Origin of the sequence: Sediminibacterium sp. C3 (genome assembly GCF_000508085.1) — a bacterium.
In the GTDB taxonomy this organism is placed as follows: Bacteria; Bacteroidota; Bacteroidia; order Chitinophagales; family Chitinophagaceae; genus Sediminibacterium.
On record NZ_KI669560.1, the window covers coordinates 2,008,709 to 2,023,193 of the forward strand.

The following is a 14,485-nucleotide window of genomic DNA, read 5'->3' on the forward strand; positions in this document are numbered from 1 at the left end:
ATCCCTCTTGCGCTGTAACATATATCTGCCCCAAGGGATATTACTTTTAGTATATCAAACCCCGTGATGATTTTACCGGCTGCAATCAATCTGATATGTTTTTTCAGCCCCATTTTAGTAAGCGTAGTAGAGACAAAACTCAATGCTTCCATTAAAGGCATACCCACATGATCTGTAAACTCCAATGGAGCTGCACCTGTTCCTCCTTCTGCCCCATCAATAGTAATAAAATCCGGGACAATACCTGTTAGTTTCATTTGCTGACAGATATCAATAAATTCCTGTTTGCTACCAATACAAATTTTAAAGCCCACCGGCTTACCTCTCGATAATTGTCTTAATGTTTCCAGAAAATATATCAGCCCTTTTGCGTCTGAAAAAGCAGTGTGCGCCGGCGGTGATACAATGGTAGTATTTACCGGCACATTTCTGATGGAAGCAATTTCAGGGGTGTTTTTTGCAGCAGGTAAAATTCCTCCATGACCGGGTTTGGCTCCCTGAGACAATTTTAATTCTATCATTTTTACTTTTGGGTTGCTGGCATTCTTGCGAAAAAGATCTGCATCAAAATTTCCTACATGATTTCTACATCCGAAATATCCTGTTCCAATTTGCCAGATTAAGTCGCCTCCTATTAAGTGATAAGGACTAATGCCTCCTTCTCCTGTATTATGGGCAAATCCTCCCAATTGCGCTCCAGCATTTAAAGATTCAATGGCAGTTTTGCTTAAGGCACCAAAACTCATTGCTCCAATATTCAAAATACTGGCATTATAGGGTTGGCGGCATTGTTTATTACCAACGAGTACTCTAGGTGATTTATTCTTTATATGAACTGGATAAATAGAGTGTACCATCCATTCATATCCGACTTGAGTAGGATCTGTCTGCATTCCAAATGCTACGGTTTGTTTTACATTCTTGGCTCTCTGATATACAATCGATCTTTGCCTTCTATTAAATGGCTTTCCATCGGCATCGGATTCAAAAAAGTATTGGCGAATCTCCGGACGAATAGATTCAAATATATAGCGCAGGTACCCTAGCAATGGATAGTTGCGAAGAATAGCATGTTTTTTCTGAATTATATTGAAAATAATGATGCCCAATAACGGCATACTAATAATAAGCCACCAATAATAAGTGGGATTTAAATAGGCAGATCTTATGATTAGGGTATTGATAACCAAACTGGTTATTAAAATAGTACCACTAATCGAAATCGATGATTGATTTCGTGACATGGTGTAATAGAAATTGAAGTGGAATAAAATAGTATAAGTATTACCCCGGGTGATACCTACTATTATCAGGCCGGGGTGATCGTACCAAAGGCTTTTGGTCTGGAGATGCTATATGTACATATTATAATCACTTTGCAAAGGTAAGTAACTGTTTTGAATTCCCCCCTCTTTGTCTGTTAAATGTCATTTGTACAACAATAAAGGTATTTAAATACTTTTATTGTTCAAAAACAATACCTTTGAAGTATTCAATCACTTTTAAAACAAATCATATGTATCCAGAAACAGAAAATATTTTAGATGTAACAGTATTGGAACCCAAACAAAAGCATCCAACCATATTTGTCAGGTTTGATATGCTTGAACCGGGGGAACACTTAACCATTCACAATGATCATGATCCTAAACCTTTGTACTATCAGTTATTGGGAGAAAGAGGAAATGTATTTATATGGGAGTATCTAGAAGAAGGCCCTGAATGGTGGAAGGTTAAAATTACCAGAAGAGATGAAGGCGCAACCGAAGAGTCAGTAGGTCAGCTGGCTGCCAATGATATCCGCAAAGCACAGATATTTAAAAAATACGGAATCGACTTTTGTTGTGGAGGGAAAAAATCGGTTAAGGAAGCATGTAAAGCCAAGGGGATTGATGTTACAAAAGTAGAAAAGGAATTACAGGATGCTGATAAGAATAAAGCTGCCAATTTGGGTTCAAGACCTATTGATTTTACTAAATGGAACCTAGATTTTCTGATTGATTATATTGTGAATACACACCATAATTATGTAAAAACCAGTTTGCCAGAAATCATTGGTTTCTCTGAAAAAGTATTCAGGGTTCATGGAAAAAGGCACGAGGAATTGTTTCAGATTAATGAACTTATAAAAGCAATTAATGCTGAATTGACCTCGCATTTATTAAAGGAAGAGAAAGTGCTGTTTCCTTATATAAAGAAACTGGTTTCTCAGCAAAATGAAGAAATACAGCCCTTCTCCGAAAATTTTGGATCGGTGCAAAGTCCTATTGCTATGATGGAGATGGAGCATGAAGAAGTTGGGAATCATTTAGCAACGATTAGATCACTTACCAAAAACTATTTATTACCTGCTGATGCCTGCAATAGTTATGGAATTCTGTACAAATTCCTTGAGGAATTTGAAGAAGATCTGCACATGCATATTCACTTGGAGAATAATATTTTATTTCCCAAAGCATTGGATTTGGAGTCCAAACTAAAACAGGATCAATGCTAATTAATGCCAATACCAGATTGTCTGTTATTTTAAAAGAGAGGCCGGATGCGCTGGAAGCCATTGTTAGTATTTCTCCCAAGTTTCAGAAACTTAGAAATCCAATCTTGAGAAAAATAATGGCTTCCAGGACTACTATACAGATGGCCGCAAGTATTGGGAACTGCAGGGTTGAAGACTTTTATTTGCAATTGTCGGCCTTTGGTTTTCAGTCGGTAAATAATGACAACACAAATGAGCCTGCTGAGTCCAGGCCTTTGTACATGCAATCCATTGGAAACTATGAGATAATTGATTTTGATGTTAGGCCCATACTGGAACAGGGTAATGATCCTCTTAAATCTATAATGAATAAGATAATAGAGATTCAATCTACTCAGGTTCTTAGGATTATCAACAGTTTTAGGCCTACCCCACTGATGCAATTACTATCTGATAAAGGATTTGAATCTTATGCAGAAAGAATAGCGGATGATGTATTTCATATCTATTTTCACCAAGCCGAAAAAGCAAATGCCCCTATATTTAAAGAGTACGAGGAGTCAGTAGAATCGTGGGACAAAGTATGGGATGAGTTTCAAAATAATTTAGTGGAAATTGACGTGAGAAATTTGGAAATGCCAGGCCCGATGGAAGCAATTCTCTCTGCTTTGCAAACACTTGAAAAAGGGAAAGCTTTATATGTATACCATAAACGGGTTCCGCTATATTTATTACCTGAATTGGCTGAAATGAGTTTTAGGGTTTCTATTAATAAGCTCTCTGAATCTGATATACGTTTGTTAATTTATAAATGAATAAATGTCTGTAGTTAATCATACTCCACTTACTAAAACAACTCACTGGAAAGTAGTGATTCCTTTCTATGGTTATGGTGCTATTGCACTTTTGGTAAGTACAGTACTGCTTCTTTTATCTGCGAATAACTTACTGAATCATTATTTTTCCCCCGGTAATCTTGCTATTACACATTTGATGGCACTTGGATGGGGCACTATGATGATTTTAGGAGCGAGTCATCAGTTGATTCCCGTTTTAATTGAATCTGAATTATATAGTATTAAACTGGCAATGGTAACATTTTTGCTTGCAGGGATTGGTATTCCTTTATTGGTAGTTGGATTTTACGAGTTTAATATGGGAGCTCCTGCTAAATGGGGCGGAAGATTGATTGTTCTATCGGTAATAGTTTATCTATATAATTTGTATAAAAGTATTAAGAACAGCCAAAAGGAAAATGTACACGTCCTTTTTTTGTTTACAGCAACCGCCTGGTTGCTGGTTACCTCTGCTTTAGGCCTCATGCTGGTTTATAATTTTTCCTTTCCCTTATTTCAAAAGAATTCGGTTGATTATTTACCCTTGCATGCACATGTTGGAATTGTTGGATGGTTCCTGCTGACCATTATTGGGGTTGGATCAAAGCTGATTCCCATGTTTTTGATTTCAAAATACTTCAATAGCAACCTGCTTTGGCGTATTTATGGGTTAATCAATACCGGACTAATACTGTTTGTTTTACTTTTTTTGTATTCAGAATCCTTGCTCTACTTATTTATTCCCGTTGTATGTATTTTTTCGGGAATTGTGTTGTTTATTATTTATTGTTATAAATCATATAAACAAAGGATAAAGTTGAAAGTAGATGAACCCATGAAAATTTCTTTGGTTGCCATTCTGCTTAATTTATTTCCCGTTTTATTTCTAATTATCATAATAGTTCATGCTACATTTACCAATACCGTTAGTTTTTCAGTAGTAATGGGATACGGATTTGTCATTTTCTTTGGTTGGATTACAGCAATCATTTTTGGAATGACATTTAAAACACTGCCATTTATTGTCTGGAACAAAGTATTTCAATATAAGAATCAAATAACTGTAACAATAAATCCCAAAGACCTGTATAGTAAGTTAATTTACAAATGGATGATATTTTTTTACTGGACGGGTTTTTCAATTTTCTTAATAGGATTATTGATGAATAATGTCTTACTGATTTCTTATGGAGCTGGTTTATTGGTTATAGCTGCGCTGTTTTATGGTTGGAATATTATACGTCTAATTCTTTTTAAAGCACCTCTTGATGAATATAATAACCAATAACAATGCCATGTGTTCCTTCGCAATTGATGTTTTGCGTAGCGTAGAAGATCCTGAAATTGGCTTAAATATTATTGATTTGGGATTGGTTTATCAGATTGATTTTGATGAAGAGAGCAAAAAGATATTTTGTACCATGACGCTCACTACCCAGTTTTGTCCAATGGGGGAATCTATATTGAATACAGTTAAGCTTTCTTTGGAAAAGTTTTTTTCAGACTTTACAGCTGAAGTATATTTAACCTTTGAACCTTCCTGGAATAGTGATCGAATCAGTGAGATGGGTAGAATATTTTTAAATAGAAAATAGATGTTAAGTATTACCTGCAAAACTGCTATCAAAGCCACTATTTATCTGGCTTCAAAATTAGACTCAGAACAAAAAGCAAGTATTAAAGAAATTGCTGAATACATAGATGCCAGTGAGCATACGGTTGGGAAAATGTTGCAGACACTGGTTAAAGAGAATATTATCAAGAGTGCCAAGGGACCATCTGGCGGTTTTTATATTACAGCCAATCAAACCCAGTTGTCAGTTTTGAAAATTGTGCTTGCTATTGATGGTGAAGATCGGTTCAATGAATGTGGGCTTGGCCTGAGCAAATGCTCCTCAACTCACCCCTGCCCTATTCACAATGATTATAAAATAGTCAGGGATGGATTTAAAAAGATTTGTGTTCAGAATAAAATTGCAGATTTATGCGTCCCCTTTAATAAAGGCATCGCATTTTTAATGGGTTGATTCAGTAAATATTTTTTCTGCTTCATTGTCTTCGTATACTTTAATTAATTGCAGCAATTGCTTTTTCAGTTTCTCTGTAATTTTCTCGTATCCTTTCTGCCCATATATATTCTTCATTTCTCTGGGATCTTTCTCTAAATCAAATAATTCCCATCCTTCCACTCTGGTATAAAACCGGATCAATTTATACCTGCCTGTACTAATGCCAAAATGTGGGGAAACAGCGTGTTCGCCATTTTCATAATAATGGTAATACATGGCATCCCTCCCCTTTTTCTGATTCCTGTTTACCAATGGCAAAAAGGATTTTCCCTGCATATCAGTGGGTACTTGAATTTTTGCTGCATCTAAAATGGTAGGTGCAATATCCAGGTTCATGACCAACTGTTCATTGATGCTTCCGGCAGGAATAATCCCCGGATAGCGCATGACCATTGGGGTACGAAAAGATTCCTCATACATGAATCGCTTATCGAACCATCCGTGTTCGCCCATATAAAATCCCTGATCACTCACGTAAATAACGATGGTGTTTTTGGTTAATTGATGATTGTCTAGATAAGCAAGTGTACGACCGATATTTCTGTCTAATGAGGCAGCCGTTGCCAGATAGTCCTGCATGTATCGCTGGTACTTCCATTCCGTTAATGCCTTACCGGTTAAATTTCTTTGTTTCAGGTCGCTGTTTACTGAATCGTAGAATTCCATATACGCTTTCCGCTGAACCGGATTCATCCTTTTTATGGATAACTCCTTTTCTTCTTCTGCTTTGTTTTCAAACATTTTTAAGTCGTATCCCATTCGCATCGTTTTGTCGATGGTCATATCCTGCACCGCAGCAGCAGCCCTTGTTTCATAACTATCGTAAAAATTTTCGGGCAATGGAAATTGGGTTTTGGTGAAAAGTCTTAAATCACGGGTATCGGGCATCCAGGTTCGATGGGTGTTTTTATGTCCGATTACCAGGCAAAATGGTTTTGCCGTATCCCTTTTATTTAACCATTCTTCCGCCACATCTTCTACCACATCTGATGCATAGCCCTCGATTCTTTTTCTTTCACCATTCATCATTATAAAATCAGGATTGTAATAACTACCCTGACCAGGCAAAACCTGCCAAAAACTAAATCCTTCCGGGTTCGACTGCAGATGCCATTTCCCAATCCAAGCGGTTTGGTAACCTACTTTACCTAACTCTTTAATAAAGGAATTCTGTGCTCCATTGAAATTGGCACTTATATTGTCTTTGAATCCATTCTTATGGCTGTATTTGCCGGTTAAAATCACGGCTCTGCTTGGGCCACAAATACTATTCGTAACATATGCTTTGTTAAACCGAACTCCCTCTTTTGCTATACGGTCAATATTGGGGGTTTGCATAAATTTGCCGCCATAGGCACTAATGGTTTGATAAGCATGGTCATCGGAAACGATAATAACAATATTGGGGCGCTGTGCAGCCAACCCAAACTGGTTCATTAAAAGGAAAAGCAGCAGCCAATATTTTTTCATATCAACAAGTTAAACCAGCACTTTAACTACCATTTTCCTGATTATGCCATCCCCAATCATGGGTGCATGCACATCTTCCGGAAAATAAATGGCAAAATGTCCAGCCTTTAAATTAAAAAAGATTTCGGGGGAATCCTCATAAAACAGCACATCTTTTTCCGGACTGTATTCTCCTCTTGGGTTTAAACAGTTGTTGCGTGATTTCCATCCAACTTTCTCCATGCCCTCAAACACTATTTGAATATCTATGTAACGATTATGACATTCGAAATAATCAGTGGATTCCTTTTCACTTACCAATGATTCCTGAATTACGATGGCACGGATATTCTCTCCTTCCCATTGGGTTTCCCCAACAGGCATTTCATCTATCTTGCAAGCTGCAATGAATGCCATCGCTTTCTCAAACCTTGGATGCAGTTTTTGGTATTTTATCATTTGTGCTACTGAATCTACAATCATATAGTTATCTTATTAAGTATAAACTTCCCGATAAAAGGGGTTCACCATTCCCTCTGTTAATAATAAAATAATACACACCGGTTGGAACTTCTTTGCCGTTCAGCTTCCCGTTCCAGCCCCTGAAATAGGGCTTGGTCTGAAATACAACCTGTCCGTATCTGTTAAATACACTAACAGAACCATTGGGATAGGTTTCCAGTCCGGGGATAATCCATTCGTCGTGTATTCCATCTCCATTGGGTGAAAAGGAATTGGGGGGATTGATGCTGGCTAAAACCCTTACCAATGTGGTATCTGATTCTGAAGTACATCCATTCATTCCATAGGCTGTTAAAGTGTATTGCTGGGTACTGAAAGGACTTACCAATGGCGTTAATGAATTCGGAGGCATTAAATTGACCAATGGTTGCCAGGTAAATCCATTGTACTGTCCATCAATTTTACCCAATAAGGCAGTACTGTTTCCCTGCATAATTGTTTTGTCGGGACCCGCATCCACTTGCGGGGGTTTAATAACCTGAACTGGAATGTTAAGGGTATCTGTGCAAGCTTGTACATTTTTTATGATTACCTGATATTGAGTTGTATCAACTGGCTTTACCCAGAGCGAAGATCCACTATGAATGCTTGCTCTGCTATTATTGTACCAATCCTGTGTTGTGCCTCCAATGGCTGTGAGCAAGGTACTGTCACCCAGACAAATAACAGTATTGCCGGTGAAGCTTGCGTTTATGGCATTGAATGCTGTAACCCTAACAGTATCTGTGGATGAACATCCATTGGAAGTGGTAACCTTCACAATATACCTGCCGGTATCCGATCTGTTTACTGCTGCTAATTGAGGATTTTTCTCCGTTGAGCTGAAATTGTTTGGCCCTGTCCAGAGATACGATAAATTGGATCCGGAACCGGAAGCAGCAGCAAAATTCACCGCTCCTCCAAAACATTGGTTAATCACCTGGTTCCCAATTTGGGGAGCCTGTGAATTAATTTGAATGGTAATCGGCAGTGAAGCGGTCTGACAGGAAACAACGCCTGAATAAACAGATTCACTGGCCAACAACCGGTATTGAAAATTCCCGACATTCGTTGGTGTTCTGTTGAAATTGGTTTGATTGGCATTGCTCAGATTGTTCCAGCTGATTCCTGCATTGTTACTGATTTGCCATTGATACACCGGGTTGTTGTATCCCTGTCCTACTTCCATAGAAAGTAACATGGGATTCTGTTCGTTAAAACATACTGTTTTATTAAAAGTATTCACCCCATCAATTTTGGCTGACATGGTTGGGCCACAGGGTCTGAAAGTGATATCATCAATTGCCAGATCATTGCCACATCCGGCACCTGCGTTGCTGGTGATTTTCAATACTACGCTGTTGGTATTTAAAGGAGGCTTGAAAAGGAAACCAAACTGTTTAAAACTTAGAACACTGGTTTCATTGATATTCCCGGTACTATAGGTTTCCAAAACGTTACCATTACTGGTTTCTATTGTAAAAGTTAAATTGGGCTTTGTGCCATTGCCACCGCAGCTGGTAGGTTTTAAAACATTGGCTACCCAGGCGCCAAATTCATAAGTGGTATTACCACATAATCCTGTAATGGTTTCTACATAAAAAACACTGGGGGCATTGGTTGCATTAATGAGCATCATTTTCCCCTCTTCGTCACCCGTATGGTCTCTGGTTATGTCATGCCAGGTATTGGTAAAGCACCCCAATGCAGAACTGACTATGGAATAGTTGCCGTCATTCGGGCAGGAATTAGCAACATAACCCAGGTTGGTGATACCCGGTTGCAGTGGGCCCGTCGGATTGTTTTTATTTCCAAAACTAATATTTACAACAGGATTACCCAGACTGCCTGTACATAATTGTGCAGTAATCTCTGTAACAAAAAACGGAAGAATAATTAAGAATAAATATTTCACTTGCTTGCTTCGGTCTGTAAATTACAGAATCTGCTTAACTATTTTCTGTGGCTTCCTCAATTTTTGCTACTGCAATCAAATCGGTTAAATCAACATTTATTGGAAGTGCGCCTATTTGAACGATTGCTCTTTTTCCCCTTATCTCTTTTACTTCTCCAACCTGATAGTTTTTTTTGAGTTTAACCAAAGAGCCGGGCTCAATTTCTGTGTTTAATTCCCTGTACTTTTTATCTACTTTTTTGGCAAGCTTATTTACTACAATGGTTTCTTTTTGTTTGAAGAGCAGGTTTTGCAGATTTTTAACTACTTCATTTTTGTTCTCCGTTTTTTTCCAATCCAGCACAATTTGTTTGAGCTTGCGCTCCATGTCTTTCAGATACTGTAATCGCTCTTCAGTAATTTTATTCTGGTTCTTTAGTAATTCAACCTGTTGCAGGTGTTTTTCTTTATTCATTACCTGCTCCATTTCTCTTTTCAACTTTTCATTTTCTTTCAGAAGCCTGTGTAGTTCTTTTTTCTCTTTTTCCAATTGTTGCAGATCCTGTTCCGTTCTGTTTAGCAATCTATCCAGCTTAAAATGGTCTTCTTCTACCAGCTTTCTTGCCCTGTTGATTAAATGCTTGGGAAGCCCAATTCTTTCAGCAATTGCAAATGTGTAAGAACTCCCAGGTTTACCTATAATCAATTTATACATTGGTTGCAGGTTCACTTCATCAAATTGCATGGCACCATTCAAAATTCCCTGCGTGTGGTTGGCCATCACTTTCAAATTTAAATAGTGAGTTGTAACCACACCGAATGAATGTTTTCTGCCCAATTCTTCCATAATTACTTCAGCAAAAGCACCTCCTAAATTAGGATCAGATCCGCTTCCCAGTTCATCAATGAAAAACAAGGTTTTCCCATTGGCATTCTCCATGAAATGCTTCATATGCATTAAGTGGCTAGAATAGGTACTTAACTCAAATTGCAAACTTTGTGTATCGCCAATATGAATGTATAATTGTTTAAAAATCCCCATTACAGAATCGGGATGAACAGGCACCAGTAATCCGCTCTGAACCATCAGTTGATTCAGTCCAATGGTTTTCATGGTCACTGTTTTACCACCGGCATTTGGCCCGCTGATTACCAGAATTCGGTTTTTATCATCCAGGTGAATATTAACCGGGATGGTTTTTTTACCGGCTGTCTTATTATACAAGAACAACAATGGATGATAGGCTTCTATTAATTGCACCACTGCTTTATCCAATACGGTAGGCATATGGGCATTCATTTCTATGGCCAGTTTAGCCTTTGCTCTTACAAAATCAAATTCCCCGATAATTTGCAAATACTGCTGCAGCAAAGGAGCATATACCGATAATTGAGCGGTTAAAGCCCTTAATATTTTTTGAACTTCTTTTGCTTCTTCATTTTCCAGTGCAAAAACATCGTTATTAAGCTCAATGGTTTCCTCGGGTTCAATAAATGCTGTTTTGCGGCTATCACTTTCACCGTGTAAAATCCCCTTAACCTGTCTTTTGTATTCAGAGAAAACAGCCACCACTCTTCTGCCATTGCTGAAACTTTCTTCAATATCTGCAGTGTACCCGGCTTTGGCCATTTTCTGGACCATTTTTTCAAACACCCTCCTCAGCTCATTTCGCTTCTTATATAAATTCAACCTGATTTTCTGCAATTCAGGGGATGCATTGTCTAATACAACACCTGACTCATCCAGTACTTCATTGATGGCAATGACAATATTTTTTTCATAATAACTGTCCTGTAACACCATGGTTAAAGCCGGATAAGCCATTCTTCTTTCATTGTCGAACCAACGAAAAATAGTGCCCATACTTTCAGTAAGTCGCTTAATCATCATCCACTGCTCTCCGGTTAAAAGGGCTCCCGGAATGGATAATAGTTTTATATCCTTACTGATATTGGCTGTAAAATCGGCCGGAAAATATTGCTGTTGCTGTATGATTAATTTGTATTCAAAAGCCTGTCTCAGTTCTCTGTCAATAAATTCTTTGCGGGTATGAATCCTAAGATGTGCTGTCTTATTTTTAGAATAGTCTGTATGGCAAAATCCCGACAATGTCTCTTTCACTTTGTCAAATTCCAATTGAGTCAACGCCGATTCCGGGTACAAACGCATCATATTAGCCTTATTGAGAGCGCAAAGTTACATAGCGTCTTTCAATTAATGGGAATAACTCGGAATGGGCTGTTTTTGTTTGGCAGGAAATAAAACGGTAAGGGAATAAAAATAAAAGCAATCTGAAGCAGCAGTTGTGCTCCCAGAATTACATAAGTGGCCATGGTTGCTTCCATCCAGAGCTTATTTTCCGGTAAATCAAAAATGGGAGTACCTCTGTCCGGAGAAGAGGGTTGAATTACCTGGTAGGTAAACATAAGGGCAATCAGTAAAAAAATGGAAAGTGCCACATGCAGAAAGTTAACCAATACATGGCCCTTGTCCTGATCGCGCATGAAACGGTGCATTAAGTAAGGAATCAGAAAAATAGGAATATGGAAAATTAAAATATTGGTGCTCAAAATAAATGGAACCGAAACCCCGAAATAAGGATCAATGCTGAGCGCATCATAGAAGTGATATAGCACAAAAAAGAGCAACAGTGGCATAGCCAGTAGTAGCGACTCTATGCGCAGAGACATATACTTCCAAAATTGGGACTGAAAGCTCATAATAGGTTACGGTATCACAAATTTATCTTAAAATATCATTTTCTACTTATTAAGCGTTTAAATATCCTTGTTTCGTATGTAATGGTGAAGGAATTCAACAAAAATACCAAGCTGTTTGTAGTTATTATCTGTAGATAAATCAACAATATGAAAAAGACCTATTTATTCCTGACCTTTCTTTCTGCCTGGATAGTTGCCTGTGCTTTTACGGAAGATGGAAATCTGGTTACTGAAAATAAGACACCCAAAATGAATAGTATGAATGCAAAATTAGATACAGCCACATTTGGCGAAGGATGTTTCTGGTGTACGGAAGCTTTTTTTCAACGATTAAAGGGAGTAAAAGAAGTCATCAGCGGATACGGCGGAGGTTTTGTTGAAAATCCAACTTATGAGCAGGTCTGTGATAAAAATACCGGACATATTGAATTGGCCAGAATTGTTTTTGACCCTGCTATCATTACCTATGATGAATTATTAGAAGTATTCTGGAAAACCCATGACCCAACCACCTGGGATCAGCAAGGGAACGATATTGGCCCACAATACAGATCGGCCATTTATTATCATAATACAGAACAAAAGGAAAAAGCAGAAAAATATAAAGCAGCTTTGGATAAAAGCGGAGCCTGGGCAAATCCAATTGTTACCATCATTGAGCCTTTCAAAAATTTTTATCCGGCTGAAAACTACCATCAAAATTATTATAACAACAATAAGAATCAGGGATATTGCAGATTTGTCATTGCTCCCAAACTGGAGAAATTCGAAAAGGTATTTAAAGACAAATTGATAAAGCAATAGTCAAAATATATAAAATGCTACTTTTAGCAAATGAAACTCCTTCGTTTGTTATCAGTTAGTTTATCCCTTTTGTTGGCGCTGAAGAGTCAGGCTCAAAAAAACCGTCTGCGGCTTTTTCCAGGGCAGATACGCTCCGGGGTAGTATTACACCAGAACGGTCTTGGTGGAATCTCCTGCATTATGATATCAGGGTGCAACCCGACATAGCTGCACAGACCATTAAGGGCGCGGTAAGCATTCGGTTCAAAGCACTGAAAAAACCACAAAAGATGCAGGTGGATTTGCAGCAACCTTTGAAAATTGACAGTATTGTTTGGCAGAAAGGAAAAAAGGAAAAACTCATTTTCCAACGTTCCGGCAATGTGGCCATGGTAACCATGCCTGCCACTTTAAATGCAGGTATGGAGGGATTGCTAACGGTTTACTATCAAGGTGTACCAAGGGCAGCCGTGAGAGCTCCCTGGGACGGAGGAATCAGCTGGTCAAAAGATGAACTGGGAAATCCGTTTGTGGCCACTTCCTGTCAGGGACTGGGAGCCAGCGTATGGTGGCCTTGTAAGGATCATCAATACGATGAACCGGAACAGGGAGTAACCATTGGTGTAAGAGTTCCTGATACGCTAATGAATGTTTCCAATGGGAAATTAATAGAGACCATCCAGCACAAAGATGCTACTAAAACATGGGTATGGCAGGTTAAATTGCCGATTAACAATTATAGCGTAAGCATGAATATTGGAAAATATGTGCAGTTCAAAGACAGCTATAACGGTGAGGGGGGCAGATTAGATCTTACTTATTTTGTATTGCCACAAAATCTGGCAGGTGCCAAAAAACAATTCGAGCAGGTTAAACCCATGATCAAGTGTTTTGAAAACTGGTTCGGCCCCTATCCTTTTTATGCGGATGGGTTTAAACTGGTTGAGGTACCTTATCTGGGTATGGAACACCAGAGCAATGTAGCATATGGAAATAAATACCAGAATGGCTATTTAGGAAGGGATTTGTCTGGAACTGGCTGGGGGCTTAAATGGGATTTCATTATTATTCACGAAAGCGGACACGAATGGTTTGGTAACAATATCACTTCTGTAGATATTGCTGATATGTGGATACATGAAGGGTTTACCAATTATTCTGAAACCTTATTTACCGAATGCATGGATGGCAAAGAGGCAGGGAATGCTTATAACAAAGGAGCAAGAAGAAATATTAAAAATGATAAACCCATACTGGGTGTTTACAATGTACACAATACAGGTAGTGGTGATATGTATCCCAAAGCATCTGCCATGATTCATTCTATTAGAATGTCTATGAACAATGATGAAAAATTCAGACAATTGTTAAGACATTTAAATAAGCGCTTTTTTCACAAGCAGGTAACCACTGCTATGGTTGAAAAAGAAATGTCTGCGTATGCAGGGTACAATTTAAAAGCTGTTTTCAAACAATATTTAAGTACAACCCAGGTACCCGAATTCCAGTACCAGTTATCTGCTGATGGAAAACATTTAAAATACCGTTACGCTAATGCTATTCCTGACTTTAACTTACAATTACCTATTACAGCAGGGAATGAAACCTTAGTTTTGAAGCCGAAAGTAAACCAATGGCAATCAATTCAACTAACCCAGAAACAGGCTTTAGGTTTAGAGCTGGAGAAATTGGCTGATTATTTTTATATCGTGGTAAACGGACGCAAAGAAGCTCAGATTAAAATGAATTAGGGTAA

The 14,485-nt window shown here is 38.2% G+C and carries 13 protein-coding genes; 7 read left to right on the top strand and 6 right to left on the bottom strand.

Translation table 11 applies throughout. The features are described from left to right. Positions 1 to 1,244: FMN-binding glutamate synthase family protein (locus tag F777_RS16320; RefSeq protein WP_201767591.1), on the bottom strand; the 1,244-nt coding region annotated here is incomplete at its 3' end. Between the two features lie 272 nt (positions 1,245 to 1,516). Here F777_RS16320 and ric point away from each other — a divergent pair. Genes ric through F777_RS0109365 form a run of 5 tightly spaced genes read left to right on the top strand, consistent with a single transcriptional unit; the run spans position 1,517 to position 5,339 of the window. Next, positions 1,517 to 2,497: an iron-sulfur cluster repair di-iron protein gene (gene ric / locus F777_RS0109345; protein WP_026751809.1), complete on the top strand. Its 981-nt coding sequence runs from the start codon at positions 1,517 to 1,519 to the stop codon at positions 2,495 to 2,497. After that, a complete protein-coding gene (locus F777_RS0109350; protein ID WP_026751810.1) occupies positions 2,491 to 3,291 on the top strand; it encodes a DUF2249 domain-containing protein in 801 nt (266 codons plus the stop codon). The genes ric and F777_RS0109350 overlap by 7 nt, the downstream gene beginning before the upstream one ends. Before the next feature lie 4 nt (positions 3,292 to 3,295). Further along, positions 3,296 to 4,600 carry a hypothetical protein gene (locus F777_RS16325; protein ID WP_037369326.1) on the top strand — a complete coding sequence of 435 codons (1,305 nt, stop codon included), beginning with the start codon at positions 3,296 to 3,298 and terminating at the stop codon, positions 4,598 to 4,600. Beyond that, entirely contained in the window at positions 4,581 to 4,907 is a 327-nt protein-coding gene (locus F777_RS0109360; RefSeq protein WP_051408537.1) for a metal-sulfur cluster assembly factor, read from the top strand. The genes F777_RS16325 and F777_RS0109360 overlap by 20 nt, the downstream gene beginning before the upstream one ends. After that, entirely contained in the window at positions 4,908 to 5,339 is a 432-nt protein-coding gene (locus tag F777_RS0109365; protein ID WP_026751812.1) for an RrF2 family transcriptional regulator, read from the top strand. On the opposite strand, the gene F777_RS0109370 is transcribed toward F777_RS0109365, so the two are convergent. From F777_RS0109370 to F777_RS0109390, 5 genes are read right to left on the bottom strand one after another with little or no spacing between them, the layout of a single operon-like run. Continuing rightward, the gene (locus F777_RS0109370; protein WP_026751813.1) at positions 5,328 to 6,851 is read right to left on the bottom strand and encodes a sulfatase family protein; all 1,524 of its coding nucleotides are present in this window, start codon (positions 6,849 to 6,851) and stop codon (positions 5,328 to 5,330) included. The two genes, F777_RS0109365 and F777_RS0109370, sit on opposite strands and share 12 nt — an antisense overlap. 9 nt (positions 6,852 to 6,860) lie before the next feature. Further along, positions 6,861 to 7,313 (bottom strand): NanQ anomerase/TabA/YiaL family protein, encoded by a 453-nt coding sequence (locus F777_RS0109375; protein ID WP_026751814.1) that lies wholly within the window; start codon positions 7,311 to 7,313, stop codon positions 6,861 to 6,863. A 4-nt stretch (positions 7,314 to 7,317) separates the two neighbouring features. Next, the gene (locus tag F777_RS0109380; RefSeq protein ID WP_026751815.1) at positions 7,318 to 9,246 is read right to left on the bottom strand and encodes a gliding motility-associated C-terminal domain-containing protein; all 1,929 of its coding nucleotides are present in this window, start codon (positions 9,244 to 9,246) and stop codon (positions 7,318 to 7,320) included. A gap of 34 nt (positions 9,247 to 9,280) precedes the next feature. Continuing rightward, entirely contained in the window at positions 9,281 to 11,398 is a 2,118-nt protein-coding gene (locus tag F777_RS0109385) for an endonuclease MutS2 (RefSeq protein ID WP_235785920.1), read from the bottom strand. A 38-nt stretch (positions 11,399 to 11,436) separates the two neighbouring features. After that, complete coding sequence (locus F777_RS0109390) at positions 11,437 to 11,916, bottom strand: hypothetical protein (RefSeq protein WP_152530900.1); 480 nt, start codon at positions 11,914 to 11,916, stop codon at positions 11,437 to 11,439. 177 nt (positions 11,917 to 12,093) lie between these two features. On the opposite strand from F777_RS0109390, the gene msrA reads away from it, so the two are divergent. Together msrA and F777_RS16330 are read left to right on the top strand one after the other, a co-directional pair. Beyond that, positions 12,094 to 12,750: a peptide-methionine (S)-S-oxide reductase MsrA gene (gene msrA, locus F777_RS0109395; RefSeq protein ID WP_026751818.1), complete on the top strand. Its 657-nt coding sequence runs from the start codon at positions 12,094 to 12,096 to the stop codon at positions 12,748 to 12,750. A 185-nt stretch (positions 12,751 to 12,935) separates the two neighbouring features. Beyond that, positions 12,936 to 14,480, top strand: coding sequence for a M1 family metallopeptidase (locus tag F777_RS16330; RefSeq protein WP_255326573.1), 1,545 nt, complete (start codon positions 12,936 to 12,938; stop codon positions 14,478 to 14,480). Positions 14,481 to 14,485 lie beyond the last annotated feature (5 nt).